General features: G+C 71.3%; 24 protein-coding genes. 11 read left to right on the top strand and 13 right to left on the bottom strand.

The window, feature by feature from the left end; translation table 11 throughout:
• The 4 genes from ASG40_RS13270 to ASG40_RS13255 form a co-directional block, all read right to left on the bottom strand.
• Positions 1-350: flagellin N-terminal helical domain-containing protein (locus tag ASG40_RS13270; protein ID WP_443136613.1), on the bottom strand; the 350-nt coding region annotated here is incomplete at its 3' end.
• A 229-nt stretch (positions 351-579) separates the two neighbouring features.
• On the bottom strand, positions 580-2109 hold the full coding sequence (locus ASG40_RS13265) for an acyl--CoA ligase (protein ID WP_055886322.1): 1530 nt from the start codon (positions 2107-2109) through the stop codon (positions 580-582).
• A gap of 190 nt (positions 2110-2299) precedes the next feature.
• Positions 2300-3310, bottom strand: coding sequence for a ketopantoate reductase family protein (locus tag ASG40_RS13260; RefSeq protein WP_055886319.1), 1011 nt, complete (start codon positions 3308-3310; stop codon positions 2300-2302).
• Positions 3311-3643: 333 nt separating this feature from the next.
• Positions 3644-4408 (bottom strand): fumarylacetoacetate hydrolase family protein, encoded by a 765-nt coding sequence (locus ASG40_RS13255; RefSeq protein WP_055886317.1) that lies wholly within the window; start codon positions 4406-4408, stop codon positions 3644-3646.
• A 380-nt stretch (positions 4409-4788) separates the two neighbouring features.
• Here ASG40_RS13255 and ASG40_RS13250 point away from each other — a divergent pair, with 380 nt between their 5' ends.
• From ASG40_RS13250 to ASG40_RS13225, 6 genes are all read left to right on the top strand, one after another.
• The gene (locus ASG40_RS13250) at positions 4789-5001 is read left to right on the top strand and encodes a CsbD family protein (protein WP_055886314.1); all 213 of its coding nucleotides are present in this window, start codon (positions 4789-4791) and stop codon (positions 4999-5001) included.
• A 144-nt stretch (positions 5002-5145) separates the two neighbouring features.
• On the top strand, positions 5146-5616 hold the full coding sequence (locus ASG40_RS13245) for a CsbD family protein (RefSeq protein ID WP_055886311.1): 471 nt from the start codon (positions 5146-5148) through the stop codon (positions 5614-5616).
• A gap of 123 nt (positions 5617-5739) precedes the next feature.
• The gene (locus ASG40_RS13240; protein WP_055886308.1) at positions 5740-6528 is read left to right on the top strand and encodes a creatininase family protein; all 789 of its coding nucleotides are present in this window, start codon (positions 5740-5742) and stop codon (positions 6526-6528) included.
• A gap of 64 nt (positions 6529-6592) precedes the next feature.
• On the top strand, positions 6593-7285 hold the full coding sequence (locus tag ASG40_RS13235; protein ID WP_055886306.1) for a DUF1223 domain-containing protein: 693 nt from the start codon (positions 6593-6595) through the stop codon (positions 7283-7285).
• 111 nt (positions 7286-7396) lie between these two features.
• Entirely contained in the window at positions 7397-7966 is a 570-nt protein-coding gene (locus ASG40_RS13230; RefSeq protein ID WP_055886493.1) for an RNA polymerase sigma factor, read from the top strand.
• The gene (locus ASG40_RS13225; protein ID WP_244480610.1) at positions 7959-8633 is read left to right on the top strand and encodes an NrsF family protein; all 675 of its coding nucleotides are present in this window, start codon (positions 7959-7961) and stop codon (positions 8631-8633) included. The genes ASG40_RS13230 and ASG40_RS13225 overlap by 8 nt, the downstream gene beginning before the upstream one ends.
• Positions 8634-8751: 118 nt before the next feature.
• Here ASG40_RS13225 and ASG40_RS13220 read toward each other — a convergent pair whose 3' ends face one another.
• Together ASG40_RS13220 and ASG40_RS13215 are read right to left on the bottom strand one after the other, a co-directional pair.
• On the bottom strand, positions 8752-9258 hold the full coding sequence (locus ASG40_RS13220; protein WP_055886300.1) for a YciE/YciF ferroxidase family protein: 507 nt from the start codon (positions 9256-9258) through the stop codon (positions 8752-8754).
• 129 nt (positions 9259-9387) lie between these two features.
• On the bottom strand, positions 9388-9927 hold the full coding sequence (locus ASG40_RS13215) for a YcgN family cysteine cluster protein (RefSeq protein WP_055886490.1): 540 nt from the start codon (positions 9925-9927) through the stop codon (positions 9388-9390).
• 184 nt (positions 9928-10111) lie between these two features.
• Here ASG40_RS13215 and ASG40_RS13210 point away from each other — a divergent pair, with 184 nt between their 5' ends.
• On the top strand, positions 10112-10336 hold the full coding sequence (locus tag ASG40_RS13210) for a hypothetical protein (RefSeq protein ID WP_055886294.1): 225 nt from the start codon (positions 10112-10114) through the stop codon (positions 10334-10336).
• 100 nt (positions 10337-10436) lie between these two features.
• Here ASG40_RS13210 and ASG40_RS13205 read toward each other — a convergent pair whose 3' ends face one another.
• Positions 10437-10652 (bottom strand): hypothetical protein, encoded by a 216-nt coding sequence (locus tag ASG40_RS13205; RefSeq protein ID WP_055886291.1) that lies wholly within the window; start codon positions 10650-10652, stop codon positions 10437-10439.
• 337 nt (positions 10653-10989) lie between these two features.
• Here ASG40_RS13205 and ASG40_RS13200 point away from each other — a divergent pair, with 337 nt between their 5' ends.
• The 4 genes from ASG40_RS13200 (at position 10990) to ASG40_RS13185 (ending at position 15243) form a co-directional block, all read left to right on the top strand.
• Positions 10990-13218, top strand: coding sequence for a transglycosylase domain-containing protein (locus ASG40_RS13200; protein ID WP_055886289.1), 2229 nt, complete (start codon positions 10990-10992; stop codon positions 13216-13218).
• Between the two features lie 91 nt (positions 13219-13309).
• Positions 13310-13957: a DUF1214 domain-containing protein gene (locus ASG40_RS13195; RefSeq protein WP_055886286.1), complete on the top strand. Its 648-nt coding sequence runs from the start codon at positions 13310-13312 to the stop codon at positions 13955-13957.
• A gap of 56 nt (positions 13958-14013) precedes the next feature.
• On the top strand, positions 14014-14613 hold the full coding sequence (locus ASG40_RS13190) for a DUF1254 domain-containing protein (RefSeq protein WP_055886487.1): 600 nt from the start codon (positions 14014-14016) through the stop codon (positions 14611-14613).
• A gap of 276 nt (positions 14614-14889) precedes the next feature.
• Positions 14890-15243: a hypothetical protein gene (locus ASG40_RS13185; protein WP_156387710.1), complete on the top strand. Its 354-nt coding sequence runs from the start codon at positions 14890-14892 to the stop codon at positions 15241-15243.
• A gap of 24 nt (positions 15244-15267) precedes the next feature.
• Here the strand turns inward: ASG40_RS13185 and glnT are convergent, their stop codons facing one another.
• From glnT to ASG40_RS13155, 6 genes are all read right to left on the bottom strand, one after another.
• The gene (glnT, locus tag ASG40_RS13180) at positions 15268-16566 is read right to left on the bottom strand and encodes a type III glutamate--ammonia ligase (protein WP_055886281.1); all 1299 of its coding nucleotides are present in this window, start codon (positions 16564-16566) and stop codon (positions 15268-15270) included.
• Between the two features lie 57 nt (positions 16567-16623).
• Complete coding sequence (locus ASG40_RS13175; RefSeq protein WP_055886279.1) at positions 16624-17946, bottom strand: FMN-binding glutamate synthase family protein; 1323 nt, start codon at positions 17944-17946, stop codon at positions 16624-16626.
• On the bottom strand, positions 17946-18635 hold the full coding sequence (locus tag ASG40_RS13170) for a protein glxC (protein WP_055886276.1): 690 nt from the start codon (positions 18633-18635) through the stop codon (positions 17946-17948). Before ASG40_RS13170 ends, ASG40_RS13175 begins: the two co-directional genes overlap by 1 nt.
• Positions 18636-18691: 56 nt before the next feature.
• Positions 18692-19582 (bottom strand): class II glutamine amidotransferase, encoded by an 891-nt coding sequence (locus ASG40_RS13165; RefSeq protein ID WP_055886273.1) that lies wholly within the window; start codon positions 19580-19582, stop codon positions 18692-18694.
• Between the two features lie 129 nt (positions 19583-19711).
• Positions 19712-20470 (bottom strand): methyltransferase domain-containing protein, encoded by a 759-nt coding sequence (locus ASG40_RS13160; RefSeq protein ID WP_055886271.1) that lies wholly within the window; start codon positions 20468-20470, stop codon positions 19712-19714.
• Positions 20471-20610: 140 nt separating this feature from the next.
• Positions 20611-21228: a LysE family translocator gene (locus ASG40_RS13155; RefSeq protein WP_055886268.1), complete on the bottom strand. Its 618-nt coding sequence runs from the start codon at positions 21226-21228 to the stop codon at positions 20611-20613.
• Between the last annotated feature and the right edge of the window lie 11 nt (positions 21229-21239).

Here is a 21239-nt window from a genome sequence, read left to right as displayed (position 1 = left end):
TCCTGGATAGCGTCGATCTCGGTCTGGACCTTGGCGCGGTCGACGCCGGGCTGCAGGGCGGTCTGCAGCTTGGCGCGCATGTTCTGCAGGTCGCCGATGATGCTGTTGAGGCCGTTGTAGGCGGTGTCGACGGCCGAGGAGCCGAGGCCGAGGGAGTCCTTCACGGCGCCCAGCGAGGCGTTGTCGGTGCGCACCGTGGTGGCGATCGACCAGTAGGCGGCGTTGTCGGAGGCGGTGGAGACGCGCTGGCCCGTGGAGACCCGGTTGCTCGTCATGTCGAGCGACTGGTTGATGGACTTCAGAGTCGTCAGGGCGGTCATCGCGGACCGGTTGGTCAACAGGCTGGTCATACGCTCCAGCGTCCTCCCGACGATCCGCGCCGACGTTACGCTCGGCTTGGAATACCCTCCCCGTTAGCCATAGTCGTCAGGTCTTGACCTCCGGTTAAGCCTGCCGCGCGCCCCAACCTCGGGTTGCCGGGGCGGAAGGCCCGGACCTCCCGTGAGCCGAGGGTCCGGTCCGCGGCATGGGCGGACGGCGATCGCGCCGCCGGCCCGTCCGAGACGCGCGCGAAGGCCTTCACGCCAGTCCGAGCTTCTCGGCGAGACCGATGCGCTGGAGCTTGCCGGTGGCGCCCTTGGGAATCTCGTCGAGGAACAGGATCTTGGCGGGCACCTTGAACGGGGCGAGGCGCTCGGCGGCGAAGCTGCGCAGGTCCTTCTCCGTCAGGCTCTCGCCCTCGCGCAGGACCACCGCCGCGCTGACGTCCTCGCCGAGCTTGTCGTGGGGCACCGCGAAGGTCACGCATTGCGACACCGCCGGGTGGTCCATCAGGATCTCGTCGACCTCGCGCGGCGAGATCTTCTCGCCGCCCCGGTTGATGATCTCCTTGAGGCGCCCGGTGATGGTGAGGTAGCCCTCGGGCGAGAGCGTGCCCTGGTCGCCGGTGCGGAACCAGCCCTGCGGCGTGAAGGCGGTGGCGTTGGCCGCCTCGTTGTTCTCGTAGCCCGCCATCACGTTGGCGCCGCGGATCACGATCTCGCCGGTCTCGCCCACGGGCAGCGGCTCGCCGTCGAAATCCACGATGGCGATCTCGGGCCCGGCGGCGAGGCCGACCACGCCCGGATAATGCGGCCGGGGCGGAAGCGGGTTCGAGGCCATCTGGTGGGCGGCTTCCGTCATGCCGTAGGCCTCGATCAGGGGCGCGCCGAACGCTTCCTCGATCTCCTTCATCACCTGCGGCGGCATCGAGGAGGAGGAGGAGCGGATGAACCGCAGCGGGTTGGCCTTGATGACCTCGGCGTTGCGGGCGGCGCGGCCGAGGATCGCCTGGTGCATGGTCGGCACCGCCGTGTACCAGGTCGGGCGCACCTCCCCCATCCAGCCGAAGAACTTGAGGGCGTTGAAGCCCGGGGTGCAGGCGACCTGCCCCCCCGCCGAAAGCGGCGCCAGGATGCCGGCGATCAGCCCGTGGATGTGGAACAGCGGCATGATGTTGAGGCCGCGGTCCTCGGCCGTGAAGGCGAGCGCGGTGCGGATGTTGCCGGCCGAGGCGCAGACGTTGGTCTGGGTGAGCGGCACGATCTTGGGGCGCGAGGTGGTGCCCGAGGTGTGGAGCACCAGGGCGATGTCCGAGGGTTCGGCCGGGCCGCCGGCCGCCGGGGCGGCGTCCGCCATCGGGAAGGCGAGGGTGAAGCTGCCCGCACCCCGGTCCGGGGTCGGCGTCAGGCGCACCACCGGGATGCCAAGCGCCTCGGCCACCGCGACCGCCGGCGAGGTCGAGCCCTCGGCCACCACCAGCACCTTGGCGCCGAGATCGGTGAGGTAGAACTTGAACTCGTCGGCCTTGTAGGCCGGGTTCAGGGGGGCCGAGGTCGTGCCCGCCGCCACGGCGATGAAGGCCGCGGCCATCTCCGGCCCGTTGTCGAGCACGATCGCGACCCGGTCGCCGCGTCCGATCCCGTGGGCGTTGAAGTCGGCGACGGTGCGCGTGGCCAGCGCCCGCAGGGCACCGTGGGTGAGGGGCACGCCGCCGGGGCTCGACAGCGCCGTGGCCTCGTCGGCGCCGGCCTGGATCAGGGCATGGAGGGTTGTGGCGGTCTCGGCCATGGATCTGTCACCGTCCTTAAGCAGGTTTCGCAAAAGTGGCCACCGGTTCTGCGTCAAAAACCTGGGACACATCAAAGACTTAAGCAGGGCGAGGCGCTGGCGCGCCAACCTGGACCCGCCTGAGGGGATCGACCGCGTCCGTCCGGGCCGTGCCCCCTCCCTGAGTGTGGGAGGGGAGGGGGGAGAAGCGTCAGGCCGGCGCGATGGCGAGACGCCCCTGCGCGCGATCGAGGCTCTGGGAGAGCAGGCGCATCAGGGCATAGACCGTGCCGATGTGCGGGGTCGGCGTGCCGGTGAGGCGGCCGAGTTCGATGATCGAGCCCACCAGCGCCTCGAGTTCGATGGGCCGGCCGGCCTCCACGTCCTGCAGCATCGATGTCTTGTGCGCGCCGACCTTCTCGGCGCCCGCGATGCGTTTTTCGATGCCGAGCTTGAACGTGACGCCGAGCGCGTTGGCGATGGTCTGCGCCTCGCGCATCATGTCGGCGGCCAGTGCCCGGGTCTCGGGGAACTGGCAGATGTCCACGAGGGTGGCGTGGGAGAGCGCCGAGATCGGGTTGAAGCTGAGGTTGCCCCACAGCTTGAGCCAGATCTCCGCCCGGATGTCGCTGGTGACCGGCGCGCGGAAACCGGCCTTGATCAGGCGCTGCGCCAGGGACTGCACCCGCGGGCTCATGCTGCCGTCGAGTTCGCCCAAGCCGAAGCGGTGGCCTTCGATGACCTGCACCACGCCGGGCTCGGTGAGCACGGCCGCCGGATAGACCACCGAGCCGATCACGTGCCTGGGGTCGAGGTGTTTCGCGATGAGGCCGCCCGGATCGGCGGTCTCGAGGTGCGTGCCGGCGAGATCGCCACCGTGGCCGCCCGAGAAGTACCACCACGGGATGCCGTTCTGCATCGTCACCACCATCGTCTCAGGGCCGATGAGGTGGTGCAGGTCGGCCGCGATCGGCCCGACCTGGTGCGCCTTGACGGTGAGCAGGACCACGTCGTGCGGGCCCGCCTCCGCCATCGAGGCCGTCGCCTTGAGGTTGGTGACGTGGATCTCGGATCCGTTCTCCTCGATCAGGCGCATGCCGTTCTCGCGGATGGCCGACAGGTTGGCGCCGCGCGCGATGAAGGTGACGTCCTCGCCGGCGTGGGCGAGCCGAACCCCGAGGAATCCGCCGATGGCGCCTGCGCCGACGATGGCGATGCTCATGTCACTGACCTTGCGTTCTGCTGGGCTTGGCGTTCTGCCGGGCTTGAAGACGGCCGGCGCGCGGAGGTTCCCCCGCCCGGGCCAGGCCGAGGGCGGCGGCACGGATATCACCCGCGGCGAGAGATGCCGGCCGTCGGTCGAAGCGCGGGTCCCCTCTCCTGGAAGGAGAGGGACAGGGTGAGGTGAGAGGTCTGTCCGGAGAGGTCGCACACCTCACCCCTACCCTCTCCTTCCAGGAGAGGGAGCCTCGGCGCGCACCCTTTGGTCGTCCACCGAGCGGTGCGCGAATCCGATGGGCGGGGATGGGCCGCGCGGCGGCCGCGGTGACGTTCCTCATGAAAACCGGTTCTCGAGCACGCCGATGCCCTCGATCTCGACCGCCACGGTCGCGCCCTTGGGGATCGGGCCGGCGCCGTTCGAGGTGCCGCAGGCGATGAGGTCGCCCGGCTCCAGGGTCATCCCCTGCGAGACCAGGGAGACGATCTCGGCGGGCTTGAGGATCATGTCGGAGAGCGGATAGCTCTGGCGCTCGCGACCGTTGACCCGGACCCGCACGGTGAGGGTGTCGGAATCGAGCCCGGTGGCGATGACCGGCCCGAACGGGCCGAACCCGTCGAGGCCCTTCGAGCGGGTCCATTGCACGAAGCTCGGGTCGGCCTTGAGAACGTCGAGGGCGGTCACGTCGTTGACGCAGGTGTAGCCGAAGATGTGCCCGGCCGCCGCCTCCACCGTGAGGTCGCGCCCGGCCTTGCCGACGACGATGCCGAGTTCGCCCTCGAACAGGATACGCCCGATCCCCTCGGGGACCGCCACCGCCTCGCCGCTGGCGCGGTAGGTGTTGGGCGGTTTCACGAAGAATAGGGGCGCCGCCGGCCGCTCCAGCCCCTGCTTGTCGGCCATCGCGTGGAAATTGTTCCACAGGGCGATGAGCTTGGAGGGGCGGCAGGGCAGGCCGGGCGTCACCGCCGCGACGGCGAGGGTCTCGCCGGTGGCCGTCGGCGTGCCGAACAGGTCGCCCGTGAACACCGCGATGGTGTCGCCGTCGAGGTGTCCGAAACCGTCCCGGCCCTCGTGCCGGTAGGAGATCCATCGCGCCATCGCCTCAGAGGCTCCGGGCGGGCGCGGAAGCGGGACGCACGGCGTGCATCGTCATGGCGTGCTCTTCCTCGTCGGCGGTGTCGCCAGCGGCGGTTCTAAAGATCCGGATCGTCGATTCAAGGCGCTATAGAGCATCGCGGCAGCATCGACCCTCATAAAAATTTTGTCGACCAAGGACAAAATTCTTTAGACCTGACGAAATCGTGACGTTCGACAGGTCATGCCGCGCCCTGCCCGCTCCTCATCGCTGCGCTGCCGCAAAACCGATCCCCGCAGTCGTCCGGGGAACAATCGGTGCGCTGCACCGTTCCGGTTGCCGACGGTGAGCGGGCACGGTGTGCGACGTCGCCGCCTCCTCAACCAAGGATGGAACGTTTCCCATGAGCAGCACCACGGACAAGATCAAGGGTCTCGCCAACGAAGCCGTCGGCAACATCAAGCAGGGCATCGGTTCGGCCACCGGCAACGAGAAGCTGCAGGCCGAGGGCAAGGCCCAGGAGCTGAAGGGCGAAGCCCAGAAGACCGTCGGCGACGTCAAGGACGGCGCCAAGAGCGCCGCCCAGACCGCGGCCGACGCCGTCAAGAAGATCTGATCGTCCCAAGACGATTAGATCCCCGACGAATCGCCGGACACGACGACCATGGCGCGGGGCGGCCTCGGTGCCGTCCCGCGCGGGACTGGGCCTGACTTCGTCGTACCCACGTTTGAACCACCTACGAACGAAGGATCGTTCAGCATGAACAGAGATCATCTCGAAGGCGGCCTGCGCCACCTCAAGGGCCGCGGCGAGACCGCGATCGGCGCCGTGACGGGCCGCGCCCGCCAGCAGGTCGAGGGCGCCTACGATCAGGTCGCCGGAGCCGCCCAGCACGCCTACGGCGATGCCCGCGACACCGCGCGGAACCTGCAGCGCGACGGCCGCCACCTCGCCGACGAGGCCGCCGACCGCGGCCGCGCCCTGCTCGACGACGTCCAGGACCGGGGCCGCGACCTGCGCGACCGGAGCCGGCACCTGGCCGACGAGGCCACCGACCGCGGCCGCGCGCTCTTCGACGACGTCCAGGACCGGGGCCGTCATCTCCGCCACGAGGCCGCCCGCCGCAGTCGCGCCGTCGCCGACCGCGCCGAGGAGAACAAGGCCGTGACGCTGCTGCTGGTGGCCGCCGCCGCCTTCGGCGCGGGCTGGCTGCTGCGCCGCACCCGCTGACCCGCGAACGACCGGCAGCTCACCGGTGACGAAAGGCGCCACCCGCATGCGCGGGGGCGCCTTTTTCGTCGGCCCGATAGGGCCTATGGCCGGTGGACAGCTTGGTCGCGAGGAGCGTCCCCGATGCCGATGCAGCCCTGGTCCGCCCTCACGACGCAGGAGATGCGTGCGCGCGACATGAGCCGCACGATCGCGGTGCTGCCGGTGGCGGCGGTGGAGCAGCATGGGCCGCACCTGCCGCTCTCCACCGATGTCACCATCGCCGAGGGCTATCTCGCCCGTGTCGCCGCCCTGGTCCCCGACGACCTCGACGTGCTGCTCCTGCCGGTGCAGGCGGTGGGCAAATCCGACGAGCACGACGAGTTCGCCGGCACGCTCACCCTCACCACCGAGACGGCCCTGCGCGCCTGGATCGAGATCGGTGCCTGCGTCCACCGGGCCGGCTGCGGCCGCCTCGTCATCGTCACCTCGCACGGCGGCAACAGCGCCCTCATCGACCTCGTCGCCCTGGAGCTGCGTGGGCGCTGCGGCCTCATCGCCGTCACCACCGCCTGGAGCCGGTTCGGCTATCCCGACGGTCTGTTTCCGGACGCCGAGGTCCGCCACGGCATCCATGCCGGCGGCATCGAGACGGCGCTGATGCTGGCGCTCGCGCCCGAGGTCGTGCGCACCGAGGCCATCGCCGACTTCGTTCCGCGCACCCTCGCCATGGAGCGGGAGTTCACGCATCTGCGCGCCGGCCGGCCGGCGGCCTTCGCCTGGAAGGCGGGGGACCTCAACCCCGCCGGCGCCATCGGCGACGCCCGCCTCGGCACGGCGCAGGCCGGTGCCGTCGCCCTCGACCACGGGGCGCGGGCCTTCGTCGCGCTGTTGCACGACGTCTCCCGCTTCGACCTCGCCCCGGCGACGTAACCGGCCACGGGTGGCGGGCGAACATCGGGCATCCCGTCCCGCGGTTCGAGAAAAGCCCTCTCCCATGCGCGCCCTCCTCCTCGCCCTCGCCGGGCTGACGCTCCTGTCCGCCCCCCTCGCCGCGGCCCAGCGGCCGGTGGTGGTCGAGCTCTTCACCTCGCAGAGCTGCTCGTCCTGCCCGCCGGCCGAGGCGGTGCTGACCGACCTGCGCGACCAGCCCGACGTCCTGGCGCTCGGCTTCCACGTCACCTACTGGAACCGCCTGTCCTGGCGCGACACCGTCTCCCTGCCCGCCGCCACCGACCGGCAGGAGGCCTACGCGCGAACCCTCGGCGAGACGCGCGTCTTCACGCCGCAGATGGTGATCGACGGCCGTCGCAGCGTCCTCGGCTCGCAGCGCGGCGAGGTCGCCGCGGCCATCGCCGAGGCCCGGCGCGCCTCCCCCGTCGCCGCGATGACCCTGGTGCGCAAGGGTGGCGACCTCGTCGTCGGCCTCGGGGCGGGCGCGGGCAGCGGCCGGATCGTCCTCGTCGGGTTCGACCGGGAGGTCCGCACCGCGGTCGCCCGCGGCGAGAACGCGGGGCGCGACCTGGTCCAGTCGAACGTGGTGCGCTCGGTGCGCGACCTCGGCGGCTGGACCGGCGCGGCCAGGACCGTGACCCAGCCTGCCCCGGCCGGGTCCGACGCCGCGGTGCTGCTGCAGGCGGCCGACGGTCGCATCCTCGGGGCCGCGCGCCTGACCGGCGCCGGGTCCTGATGGGGGTGGCATGGCGCGGGTTGGACAAGCGGAGGTGCAACCATGATGATCGCGTCCGTCGATCCGGGGCCGTCCCTGGCGACTGTCATGCGGAGCCGCGACAGGTCCACCATGGTGCTCGACGAGAGGCTGTCGTCCGCGATGGCCGCCGCCCAGGGCGGCGATGCCGCCGCGTATCGCCGCCTGCTCAAGGATTGCCTGCCGGTGATCGCGGGCATGGCACGGGCGCAAGGGGTGCGCCCGGATGCGGTGGACGACGTCGTGCAGGAGACCCTCGTCACCATCCACCGGGCGCGGGCGACCTACGATCCCGCCCGGCCGTTCCTGCCCTGGCTGCGCGCCATCACCCAGCGCCGGGCCATCGACGCGATGCGCCGTACCGGCCGCCGGCCGCAGGAGGTCCACGATCCCATCGCCTACGAGGCCCATGCCGATCTCGGGCCGGCGCCGGGCGCCCGCCTGGAGACCGGGGAGCGCGACCTCGCGCTGGCTCGGGCCGTGGCTGGACTCTCGCCGGGCCAGCGCGAGGCGGTGGAGCACCTGGCGTTCCAGGAGCGGTCCCTGGAGGAGGCCGCGGCCATCACCGGGCGCAGCAAGGGCGCGCTCAAGGTCAACCTGCACCGGGCCTTGAAGGCCCTGCGCGGGACGTTGTCGGGCACCAGAGGAGGGACCGATGTCTGACACGCGGAACATGACCCGCGTCGGTCGGGACGGTCACGACGATCTCGTCGAGGATCTGACCGGCCGGCTCGCGCCTGTCCGGCGCCTGCCCGCCCCGTGGCTGCGGGCGTCGTCCTGGCTCGGCGCGGCACTGGCGGTCGGCCTCGTCCTGATGCCGCTCGCCGACCTCGACGGACTCAGGGTGCGCATGGCGGTGCCGGACCTCGGGCTCGCCGCGCTCGGCGCCCTGCTCACCGCGCTGACGGCGGCCGTCGCCGCCTTCCACACCAGCGTGCCGGGCCGCAACCCCGCATGGGCGCTGCTGCCGCTGGGGCCGGCCGTTGTCTGGATCGGCGCCAGCGGCGTCGGTTGCCTGCGCTCTTGGACGGTGACCGGCATCGAAGTCGCCGACGCCCACGAGATGGGCGGCTGCCTCGTGTTCCTGCTGTGCGCCTCGGCGCCGCTGTCGCTCGCCCTCGTGCTGATGCTGCGCCGGGCCTGCCCGCTGCGGCCCAACCTCACCGCCGCCTTGGGGGGGCTCGCGGCGGCCGCGGCGGCGGCCGTGCTGCTGATCCCGTTCCATCCCCACGACGCGACGCTCACCGACCTCGCCATCCATCTCGTGGTGGTCGGCGCCGTCATCTGCGCCAACACCCTGGCCGGCGGCCGCCTCCTCGCGGGGCGCTGACGCGACGACACCCGGGACCCGCTTGACGGTCCCGGGCGATCGCGCTGCGGCGGATCTTCGCCACAGATCTTCGACATCAGCGCTTCAGTCTTGGAGCTTCAGTCTTGGGGGTTGGTCCTCAGGCGGCGGCGCGGCTGTTGACGCTGCCTTCGGCGAGGGTGGTGAGCACCGTGTCGGTGGCACGCTCCTCGTCCAGGGTCTGCTGCAACAGGCCGACGACCTCGTGGTGGCCGAGCTGCTTGGCGAAGGCGACCAGCGTCCCGTAGCGGGTGATCTCGTAGTGCTCCACCGCCTGCGCGCCGGCGATCAGGGCCGCATCGAGCACCTGCGGATCGTCGACGTCGCCCATGATCTCCTTGGTCTCGGCGATGATGCCGTCGATGGCGGCGCAATCGACGCCCTTGGCCGTCTTGCCGAGCTTGGCGAACACCTGGTCGAGGCGGCCGATCTGGGCTTCCGTCTCGCGCAGGTGGAGCTCGAAGCCGCTCTTGAGCTGCGCGTTGGTGGCCTTGTCGATCATCTTCGGTAGCGACTTGGTGATCTGCTGCTCCGCGTAATAGATGTCCTGCAGCATGTGCGTGAACAAATCGTCGAGCGTCTTGATCGGCTTGGAGAAAATACCCATGGTGTCGACCCTGTATGCTTGAGCTTGATCGGATTTGGATCGCGATCCAGTCCGTATCGTCGCTAGGGCAACGGGGTGGAGATTGCCGGGTTCCTCAGGCGGGCCGCATCTTAACTTGGGCAAAGACGATCAGGCGTCCTCGTCCGGGTCCTCGGTCTCGGGCGTCCGGCCCGGCCAGGTGACGATGCGGTCGAGCAGTTCGTCGGTGGTGAACTCCTCCTCGTTGCCCGAGACCCGGCCGCGCACCGAGATGCCGGCCTCGTGGACGCTGGCGGCCCGGCCGGTGACGAGGGGGTGCCAGTCGTAGAGGTCGCGGCCCTCCCGCAGGAGGCGGTAGGCGCAGGTCGGCGGCAGCCAGGGGATGGTGCGCACCGCCTCCGGCGTCAGGCGCACGCAGTCGGGCACCCGCTTCTGCCGGTTCCTGTAGTCGCTGCAGCGGCAGGCGTGGGCGTCGAGGAGGGTGCAGCCGACGTCGGTGGGGTAGACCTCGCCGGTGTCGTCGTCCTCGAGCTTGAGGAGGCAGCAGCGGCCGCAGCCGTCGCACAGGCTCTCCCATTCGGACGGCGTCATCGCCTCCAGGCTCTTGCGCTTCCAGAACGGCGCGGAGGCCGGATCGCTCGCCTGCCCGGCGGGAGTGGTCTCGGCGCGCGCGGCCGTGCGGATGCGCATCGGCGCCACCTTGAGGGTCACAGGAGGGAGATCGGCGATCGGCCGACTCTCGCCCTCCTGCCGCATGGCGCAGGCCAGAGCAAGCGTTGCCATCGGCGCGGCCGGATCCGTTCGAGGCCCCGGCCGGCGATGGGCGTCGTGGGACGCGGTTGGTGGTGGTCGACCGCCGTGGCATGGTGGGGGCATGCAGATCCCCACACTCCCCGACCACAGCGTGGCCGTCTTCGCATGCCGCAGCGAGAGGGACCGCTTCCGGTGGGCGGTGACGACCGCGGGGTATCACCCCTACCGCTCCGCAAGTTCGTATGCCTCCGCCGCCATCGCTCTGGCGGCGGGCATCTCCCACGCCCACTTCCTCGCGGACCAGCACCCGATCAGGTCGCGGATCAACGACGGGACCTGGATGTAGCCCCGGCACGGGCTCCACCCCAACCGTACCCGCCCAACCGTGCCCGCCCGATGGCGATCACGGCCCGATCGGTCGCCTCGCGCCTGCCGCGGGGCTTGGCTCAGGGCTCGACCGACCCGAACCTCCGAACGAAGCGCGGGCCGTCCCAGAGCTCCAGCACCCGCCCGTCGAGCATGGTGCGCGTGATCCCGAACGCTTCCTCGTCGTCGCCGGCCGCGAACATGCGGACGCGGATGACGTGTCCGCCCATGTCGAGCAGGAGCGCGCGGTAGCGATGCGCCTCCGGCAGCGCCCGCGGGAACGGGTGATCGGGCATGGGCGGGCCTCCGGCAGGAAGGCGGGAGCATCGAGGCTCTCTGTCATCGGCGCCTGACACTGCCAGCCCATGATCGGCGGACGCTAGCCGGTTTCGACCCGAAGTCCTACGCCTCATCGCGGACGGAGCCCGCGCTCCGCCAGGCGGCCCCGCCTGGGAAAGCCACGCCGCCGTCTTTGCCGCGCCCCAATCGCGGATCAATGTTAATGAAAGATTGCCGGGGCGCGGCGATGGACCGGAGCTGCGCCGGTCGCGTTGTTCCGGCATGAATGGTGGGCGGCACGACCCGGTCCGTCGGACCGGGTCGCCGTCGCGGTGACCGAGGACGAGAGACGTCGTGCGCCTGCCCCCTGCCACCGCATTGCTGACCCGGATCAAGCGAGGGGCGCTGGCCTTCGACGCCTGGGTGAACGCCAGCCTCTACGAGAGCGGCCGTTCGGCAGGGGAGGGGTACGAGACCTTCTTCCGGCGCATGAACGTGTTTTCCGTGCGCGGCTGGAAGCGCGGCGTCCTCGATCTCACCAGCGAGGCGATGACCCTTGGCACGGGCGGTGCCATCGCCATGCTCGCCCTGGCGCAGCCGGCCTTCAACCTCACCAGCGACAACTGGCTCAAGACCCAGGACCTCGCCGTCACCTTCCTCGACCGCTACGGCACCGAGGTCGGGCGCCGCGGCATCAAGCACGACGATTCGCTCAAGCTCGACGACTTCCCCGACACGATGATCAAGGCCCTGGTCTCCACCGAGGACCGGCGCTTCTACGAGCATTGGGGCATCGACCCCATCGGCACCGCCCGCGCCCTGGTCTCGAACTCGCGCGGCGGCGGCTCGACGCAGGGCGGCTCCTCGATCACGCAGCAGCTCGCCAAGAACCTGTTCCTGTCGAACGAGCGCTCCCTGGAGCGCAAGATCAACGAGGCGTTCCTGGCGCTCTGGCTCGAATGCCACCTGACCAAGAACGAGATCCTCAAGCTCTACCTCGACCGCGCCTACATGGGTGGCGGCACCTTCGGCGCCGTGGCGGCGGCGGATTATTATTTCGGCAAGCGGCTCAAGGACATCAGCCTCGCCGAGGCCGCGATGCTGGCCGGCCTGTTCAAGGCGCCCACGAAATACGCCCCCCACGTCAACCTGCCCGCCGCCCGCGCGCGGGCCGTCGACGTGCTCCACAACATGGTCGAGGCGGGCTTCCTCACCGAGGGCCAGATCCAGACGGCGCTGCGCAACCCGGCCACCCCGGTGACGCGGACCCGCGACATCACCGCCGACTACTACCTCGATTGGGCCTTCGGCGAGATCAAGGGCATGGCCGACGCGGGCCGCCTGCGCAGCGACCGCGTGCTCACCGTCAAGACGCCCCTCGACCTCGCCATCCAGAAGCGCGCCGACCAGGCGGTGGAGAACACCCTGCGCCAGTACGGCGACCAGTACGAGGTCGAGGAAGCCGCCATGGTCATCCTCGACCCCGACGGCGCCCTGCGGGCGATGGTCGGCGGCTCCGACTACGGCCAGAGCCAGTTCAACCGCGCCACCGACGCGCTGCGCCAGCCCGGCTCGTCGTTCAAGCCCTACGTCTATGCCGCGGGTCTCGCCGCCGGCCTGTACCGGCCCGAGACCCGGGTGGTCGACGCGCCGATCTGCATCGGCAACTGGTGCCCGCAGAACTACGGCCGCTCGTTCTCGGGCGCCACCAACCTCACGGTGGCGGTGGCCAAATCGATCAACACCATCCCGATCCAGATCTCCATCGCGCTGGGCAAGGCGCTTGGCATCAGCCACCAGGCCAACGCGGCCAAGGCCGGGCGCGCCAAGATCATCGATCTCGCCCACCGCATGGGCATCACCACGCCGCTCATCGACACGGTGTCGCTGCCGATCGGCTCGGCCGAGGTCAACGTGATCGACCAGGCCGCGGCCTATGCCGTGTTCGCCAACGGCGGGCGCAAGGCCAAGCCCTACGCGGCGATGGAGGTGAAGAACTCGGCCGGCGAGATCATCTACCGGCACGCCGACGAGAAGCCCGAGCAGATCCTGTCGACCCAGGTGGTGGCCGACATGAACTTCATGCTCAACAAGGTGGTGGAGGAGGGCACCGGCAAGCGCGCCCAGCTCGAGGGCATCAAGGTCGCGGGCAAGTCCGGCACCACCAACGCCTACAAGGACGCCTGGTTCGTGGCCTACACCGGCAACTTCGTCGGCGCGGTCTGGTTCGGCAACGACGATTCCACCTCCACCAACAAGATGACCGGCGGCTCCCTGCCGGCCATGACCTGGCGCGAGGTGATGGAGAGCGCCCACAAGGGCATCGAGCTCAAGCCCCTGCCGGGCGTGAAGGAGCCGGGCCGGCCCGCCCTGCAGGCGAGCGTCGACGCGGCCGCCGCCCCCGTCAACGCCGCGGCCAGTGCCGCCGGCAAGCTGTCGCGGCGCTCGTTCGAGGTCATCGGCGGCCTCAACGGCCTGTTCCGCACCGTGGAGGCGCGGCCCTCGCCCCGCGCCGGCTTCGAGCCGGTGACGCCGCTGGCCGAGGGCGCCCGCCCGGTCTCCGGCCGCATCGGGATGCCGTGACAGCGCCGCCGGACCGGTCCATGAGGGGGCGACCGGGTCGCCGGAGACCCTGGGGACGAGGAAGGCGCCGTTGGTGAGCAGGCTGGCTGAGATGGCCACGATCGCGGGGCGTGGCCGGCCGCTGGCCGAACGCGCCCGCTCCCTCCTGCGCCGGACCTCGAACGTCGGCCTGTTCGTCTACGCCTTGGCGCTGGGGGCGGGGCTGGGCCTTGCCAGCGCCGATTACGCCACCCGCGGCGGCTATCCCTTCGGCGGGGTCGTGGCCGGGTCCTGGACCGCATGGCCCCGGGCCGGGGCGGTGGGCGCCGATCCCTACACCCGGGCGGTGAACGCGCGGCGCGGCGAGATCCCGCTGGGCGTCGGCGAGGGCCTGCTCCTCACCGCCTCGCAGGACGCCGACGGCCGCGCCATCGACGCCGGCTGCACCTACGCCGTGGCCGGCACCACCCCCCCGGCCCGCGCCTGGACGCTGACGGTGGCCGGGCGCGGGCCGAGGCCCGCCGATGCTCCGCTCCTGCGCGAAGGCTTCACCTCCACCGAGATCCTGCGCGAGGCGGACGGCCACTTCGTCATCGCCCTGGCGCCGGAGGTCCAGCCCGGCAACTGGCTGCCGATGCCGCGTGCGAGCGGGCCGGTGCGCCTGGCGCTGCGCCTCTACGACACCCCCGTGGCCGCCAGCGCGGGCACCCTCGACCGGTCGGCCCTGCCCGAGATCCGCCGGACGGGGTGCCGTCCGTGAGCGCGAGAAAGCCCTCCGGGGGCGACACCGGCGAGGATATCGGCGAGGATTTCGGCATGAGCCGGCGCGGCCGCCTGTGGCTCGCCACCGCCTGCGGCCTGGTGCTGGCCGGGCTCGTCCACATCGTCGTGGTGCTGGCGATCCCGAGCCTGTCGGAATCCGACGCGCTGTCGCGGGCGCGTGCCGGCCAGGGCGGCGAGGGCGGCATGCGGATCTTCGCCCTCGCCACCGGCGACACGCCGCCGGCGGCCGAGGCGTGGCTGCCGATCCCCGATCCCGTGGTGGCGGTGGGGCTGTGCCCCTACGACCTCGCCGACGGGCCCCTGCGGGTGGCGGCGCGCACCGGGCCGCTGATGATGTCCGTGGCGGTCCACGGGCGCCGGGGCGCCTTCTATGCCGTCACCGACCAGGCGGCGGTGCGCGGCGCCCTCGACCTCGTGATCCTGACCCGGCGCCAGTTCGACGAGGCCTTGGCCAACGAGGACGAGAACGAGGTCAGCCGCGACGTGCGGGTGGTCGCGCCCAACACCAGGGGGTTCGTCGTGGTCCGGGTGATCGCCGACCTGCCCAGCCAGCGCGCCGCCGCCAACGCCGCCGTCCAGGCGGTGTCCTGCACCGTCGAGGGGGCGGGCGAGGACACCAAGGCCGGCGGTTAGGGGCCTCACAGCCGTCCCGGCAGCCTCCTTCCTGTCCCTCGCGAAGACAATCTTGTTTTTGCCGGTGCCCCGCGAAATCGTTTGCGCCGCTGCGACAACGAGCGCATGATTTTTGCTGATACCGATATTGAATCCGTGCCGGCGAAATCTCGGAATTGACCGCCGAATACACGGATCGCGCCTGGCGGCCATGCCGGGGCTTCAGGCAGGAGGATGTCGGCACGGTCCGGTCCCTTTGCGCCGCGACGCCGGGCCCCGTGACTGGGAGGACCGATCATGCGAGCGAAACGCGCCGACTTGGCCATGGTGCTGGCCATCCTGCTGGCTACCGTCGGCATCCTGGCGGCCTCCACGGCTTCGGCCGCGCCCAACTGCAACGAGGCTCCCTATGGCCAGACCTGCATGCGCTGCTACGGCTGGCAGGGCATGTCGGGCTGGGCCGGCCAGGCCTGCTACCGGGCTTCCAATCCGGGGGTGCGCTTCGCCTGTTCGATCTCCCGATGCGGTGCGGCGCGGCTGGAGTCCCGCGACAGGGACCGGTTCCGGGCGCAGCGACCGTTCGCGCGTCCCGACGGTGGCGCGCGCGACCGCCGCGAGATCTTCGACCGGTGGGGCAACCAGAAGCGCTGAGCGGTCCCGGCCGGGCGAAGGGCGTCAGCAGTCGAGGGTGGTGTCGCGCTCCCACTGGGTCAGGTGGCGGGCGTAGGCCTCCCATTCCTGGGTCTTGAGCTTGACGTAGGACGGCACGAACGGCCCGAGCGCCTCGCACAGGACCGGGTCGGACGCCAGCGCCCGCAGGGCGTCGAGGAGGTTGAGCGGCAGCCGCGCCACCCCCTCCAGGGTATGGCCGTGGGTGTACATGTTGATGTCGAGCGGCGGGCCCGGGTCGCGCGCGCGGCGCATCCCGTCGAGGCCGGCGGCCAGCAGCCCCGCCTGGAGCAGGTAGGGGTTGGCGGCCCCGTCGGCGAGGCGGAACTCGAAGCGGCCGCCGTCGGGGATGCGGATCATGTGGGTGCGGTTGTTGCCGCCGTAGGTCACGGTGTTGGGCGACCAGGTCGAGCCGGAGGTCGTGGTCGCCGCATTCAGCCGCTTGTAGGAATTCACGGTGGGGTTGGTCAGTGCCGCGAGCCCCTGGGCCGCATGCATCACGCCGCCGATGAAGTGGGTGCCCACCTGCGACAGGCCGAGCGCACGGTCCGGATCGGAGAAGACGTTGGTGTCCCCGCGCCAGAGCGAGACATGGGCGTGGCAGCCCGAGCCCGTCAGGTCCGCGAAGGGTTTCGGCATGAAGGTGGCGCGCAGGCCGTGCTTCTCCGCGATGGAGCGGGCCATGAACTTGAAGAAGGCGTGCCGGTCGGCGGTGACGAGGGCGTCGTCGTAGGCCCAGTTCATCTCGAACTGGCCGTTGGCGTCCTCGTGGTCGTTCTGGTAGGGCGCCCAGCCGAGCGACAGCATGGCGTCGCAGATCTCGGTGATGACGTCGTAGCGGCGCATCAGGGCCGATTGGTCGTAGCAGGGCTTGGCCTGGCGGTCGGCGGTGTCGGCGGGCGACAGGCCGTCAGGCGTGATCAGGAAGAACTCGCATTCGACGCCGGTCTTCATGCGCAGGCCGTCCTCGGCCGCCCGGGCGACCAGGGCCTTGAGGAGGTTGCGCGGCCCCTGCGCGACGGCCTCGCCCGCCATGGACAGGTCGGCGGGCAGCCAGCCGACCTCCGGCTTCCAGGGCAGCTGGATCAGCCCGTCCGGGTCGGGCCTCGCGAAGACGTCCGGGTCGGCCGGCGTCATGTCGAGCCAGGAGGCGAAGCCGGCGAACCCCGCCCCGTCCCGCATCATCCCCCCGATGGCGCTGGCCGGCACCAGCTTGGCGCGCTGGGTGCCGAACAGGTCGGTGTAGGAGATCAGGAAATAGCGGATGCCCCGCTCCCGGGCGACGGCTTCGAGGTCCGGCGTCATCGCAATGTCCTCTCCTGATCCAGGCGCATCGACCCTCCCCCGCAGAAGCGGAGGGTTCTAGAACCCCCTGCCCGGCACCCAGTCCGTCCCCGCAAGCGGGACCCGTGCCATCGCCGCCGCTTCGATGGTCAGCGCCACCAGGTCCTCCGGTTCGAGGTTGTGGAGGTGGCTCTTGCCGCAGGCGCGGGCGATGGTCTGGGCCTCCAGCGTCATCACCGCGAGGTAGTTGGCGAGCCGCCGGCCGCCGAGCACCGGGTCGAGGCGGCTGGCGAGCTCGGGGCGCTGCGTCGTGATCCCGGCCGGGTCGTTGCCCTCGTGCCAGTCGTCGTAGGCGCCGGCGGTGGTGCCGAGCGCCCGGTATTCGTCCTCGTAGGCCGGGTCGTTGTCGCCCAGCGCGATGAGGGCGGCGGTGCCGATCGCCACGGCGTCGGCGCCCAGCGCCAGGGCCTTGGCCACGTCCGCGCCCGAGCGGATGCCGCCCGAGACCACGAGCTGCACCGTGCGGTGGAGGCCGAGGTCCTGCAGCGCCTCCACCGCCGGGCGGATGGCGGCGAGGATGGGCAGGCCGACGTTCTCGATGAAGACGTCCTGGGTCGCGGCGGTGCCGCCCTGCATGCCGTCGAGCACCACCACGTCGGCCCCGGCCTTGGCCGCCAGCGCCGTGTCGTAATAGGGCCGGCTCGCGCCGACCTTGACGTAGATCGGCGTCCGCCAGTCGGTGATCTCGCGCAGTTCCTCGATCTTGATGGCGAGATCGTCCGGCCCGGTCCAGTCCGGGTGGCGGCAGGCGGAACGCTGGTCGATGCCCGGCGGCAGGTTGCGCATGCCCGCCACCCGGTCGGTGATCTTCTGGCCGAGCAGCATGCCGCCGCCGCCGGGCTTGGCGCCCTGGCCGATGACGATCTCGATGGCGTCGGCCCGGCGCAGGTCCACCGGGTTCATGCCGTAGCGCGACGGCAGGTACTGGTAGACGAGTGTCTGCGAGTGGCCGCGCTCCTCGTCGGTCATGCCGCCGTCGCCGGTGGTGGTGGTGGTGCCCGCCAGGGTCGCGCCGCGCCCCAAGGCCTCCTTGGCCTGGCCCGAGAGCGAGCCGAAGCTCATGCCGGCGATGGTGATCGGCGTCTTCAGGGTGATGGGGTTCTCGGCGAAACGCGCGCCCATCACCACCTGCGTGTCGCAGCGCTCGCGGTAGCCCTCCAGGGGATAGCGGCTCATGGAGGCGCCGAGGAACAGCAGGTCGTCGAAATGCGGCAGCTTGCGCTTGGCCCCCGCTCCGCGGATGTCGTAGATGCCGGTGGCCGCCGCGCGGCGGATCTCGGCCATCACGTCGGGGGTGAAGGTCGCCGACAGGCGCGGCCGGGTGCGGGGCGGCTCGCTCATCAATAGGCTCCCGCGTTGTCGACGGTGAAGTGGTAGAGGCGCCTGGCCGAGCCGTAGCGGCGGAATTCGGCCGGATCGACCTCGCCCGCGAGCCCCGCCGCGGCCAGCTTTCCGGCGAGCTCCGCCCGGTGCTCGTCGCGCATCGCCTTCTCGATGCAATCGGCCCCGAGGCTCGTCACCGCGCCGCGCACGTAGAGCCGGGCCTCGTAGAGCGAATCGCCCAGCGCCTCGCCCGCGTCCCCCAGCACCGTCAGGGTGCCCGACTGCGCCATGAAGGCCGACATGTGGCCGACCGAGCCCTTCACGACGATGTCGACGCCCTTCATCGAGATGCCGCAGCGGGCCGCGGCGTTGCCGTCCACCACCAGCAGTCCGCCGTGCGCGGTGGCGCCGGCCGCCTGGCTGGCATCGCCGCGCACGTGGACGCGGCCCGACATCATGTTCTCGGCGACCCCGACCCCGGCGTTGCCGTGGACGACCACCTGCGCCAGGGCGTTCATGCCCGCGCAGTAATAGCCGACGTGCCCCTCGATCTCGACGGCGATGGCCCGGTCGAGGCCGGCCGCGACGGCGTGGCGGCCGTCGGGGTGGCGCACGGTCCAATGCGTCTCGTTGGTGTCGGGAGGCAGTGCGTGGAGGCTGCGGTTGAGGTCGCGCAGCGTCGTTTCGCGCAAGTTCACCAGGGGCATCAGAGCAGGATGCCAAAAAGTGAGGCGCGGTTTTTGGGTTCCATCCTGCTCATTCCTCACCCTCGCTCCCAGGCATAGACGGTGGCGGGCTCGGGCTCGAACACGCGGGCGCCCTCGATGCCGGGCAGGCCGACCAACGCCCGGTATTCGGAGCCGAAGGCGACCCAGGCGTCGGTCTCGGCCATGATCGCTGGCTTGCAGGCGATGGGGTCGCGCAGCACCGCGAACCCGTCCTGCGTGCCCACCACGAAGGTGAAGAACCCGTCGAGGTCCGACAGGCTCGCCTCCAGGGCCCCTTTCAGCGAAGCGCCCTCGCGCATCCGCCAGGTCAGATAGCCGGCCGCCACCTCGGAGTCGTTGTCGGTGGCGAAGGTCAGGCCCTCGCGGCGCAGGCTCCGGCGCAGGGCGTTGTGGTTGGAGAGCGAGCCGTTGTGGACGAGGCACTGGTCCGGGCCGGTGGAGAAGGGGTGGGCACCGTTCGTCGTCACCGCGCTCTCGGTGGCCATGCGGGTGTGGCCGATGCCGTGGGTGCCCGCCATCGCCGACAGGGAGAACCGCCGCGCGACCTCGGCCGGCAGGCCGACCTCCTTGTAGATCTCCATGCGTTGCCCCGAGCCGACCACGTCGATGCCCGGATGGGCGGCGAGCCAGGCCCTGATCTCGCCCTCCCGCCCCTCCGGTGCCACCAGCACCGTGTGGGTGTCGCGCGCCTGCGATGCGAGGGTGAGGCCGAGGGCTGCCTGCAGGGCGGCGACAGCCGCCTCCAGGCCGGCGGCATCGGGACCGCGAAGCGTGATCTTGGCGCCCTCCGCCGGGGCGCCGTAGACCGCGAAACCGGCGCTGTCGGGGCCGCGGTCGGTCATGGTGCCGAGCATGCCCGCCATCAGGGCGCCGAGCCGCGGCTCCAGGTCCGGGTCCTTGAGAAAGAGGCCGACGATGCCGCACATCGGGAGGGGGCTTTTTTTTTCGAACACCGGCTCGCTGCCGTCGCCGAAACCCTAAGCCCGCCGGTTGTCGCCGGTCAATCCGAGGAAGGAATATTTCTTCACAGGAAAGTCGTCGCAGGCCGGTTCCGCTCAGTCCCGCCGGATCAGGCAGGCGGCGACCGCATAGGTGACGCTGGCGCCGCCCGCCTCGAAGACCTGCAACACCCTTCGCAAAGCGCCCGGCGAGAGGGCGCGGCGTCCGGCCGGCGTACCGGCGCCGATGGCGCGCAACGACCGCAGGAAGGCGCGGCCGTCCCCATGGGCCTCGACGAGGGGGGCGACGCTCACGCGGGTGGTGCAGCCGGCGAACGACATTGCGCGCAGTTCCGACACCTCGGGATAGGCCGGCGTTCCCGGCACCAGGCCGACCGCCGCATGCGCATCGGCCCACTCGCGAAAGGTGCCGGCGGCCAGCGTCGTCACCGCCAGGAGGCCGCCGGGGGCGAGGAGGCCCGCGAGCCCCGCCAGGGTCGCGGGCAGATCCTCGAACCATTGCGCGGCGAGGTTGGAGGCGACGAGGTCGAAGCCGGGCGAGAGGCACGGCGCTTCGGCGTCCATCACGAGGAAGCGCCCCGCGAACCCCTGGCCCATGCGGGTGCGGCAGCGCGCGACCATGGCGGGGGCGATGTCGGACACCACCATCGCGGCATCCGGCAGCGTTTCCCGCAAGGCCCGCGTCAGGAGGCCGGTGCCGCAGCCGATCTCGAGGACGCGCGGGGCCGGTGCGAGGGTCTCGGCCGCGATGGAGCGGGCGAGGCCGGCGGCGGCCACGGGCTGGATCGCCGCGGCGGATTCGTAGTCCTCGGCGCGGTCGAAGGCCCGGGCGACGGCGCGTTTCCAGGGTGGCATCGGAGATCCGGTCCATCCGGCGAGAGGGGAGGCGCCCCGGCAGCGGGACGCGGGAGGGGTCGATCTATGCCATCCGCCCCGAAAACGGCACCCGCTTCGGGGGGCGGCGCTTGCCTCATCCGGCATCGCGAAAGGCCCGGTCAGCGTCGCGTGCTGTAGGCGAACCAGAGGGCGATCGCGGCGAGCGCGAGGGACAGGGTGCGCCGCAGGACGCGGTTGCGGGCCGGGTCTTCGAGGAACGGCCGGGCGATCCCCGCCAGGGCGACGATGCCGGCGTGGATGGCGGTGGCGATGGCGACATAGACGACGGACAGGACCAGGGTCTGGCGCAGGACCGGTGCGCCTGCGTCGACGAAGCTCGGGAGCACCGCGACGTAGAACACCGCCGCCTTCGGATTGAGGAGGTTCGTCACGAGGCCGCGGCGGAAATAGCGGATGTCCGCCAACGGGGCTTCGGTCTCGACCGCCGAGGTCTCGGCGTCGCGCCAGCCGTCCCAGGCCAGCCACAGCAGGTAGGCGACACCGCCCCAGCGCAGGGCCTCGTAGGCGAGGGGCGAACCGGCGATCAGCGAGGCGAGGCCGAAGGCGGCCGCCGACCCCACCGCCAGGAGCCCCAGGGCGATTCCGGCGGTGGCGGCGAACCCGGCCCGCCGCCCGCTGCCCGCGCTCAGCACGGCGAGATAGGCCATGTTCGGCCCCGGCGTCACCTCGATCAGGAAGCAGGTCCCGGCAAAGGCGAGGAGGGTCTCGGCGGACATGGTGCTCCTTC

It is taken from the genome of Methylobacterium sp. Leaf399 (assembly GCF_001424525.1).
GTDB lineage: Bacteria > Pseudomonadota > Alphaproteobacteria > Rhizobiales > Beijerinckiaceae > Methylobacterium.
This window is presented reverse-complemented; position numbering and strand designations above follow the sequence as displayed.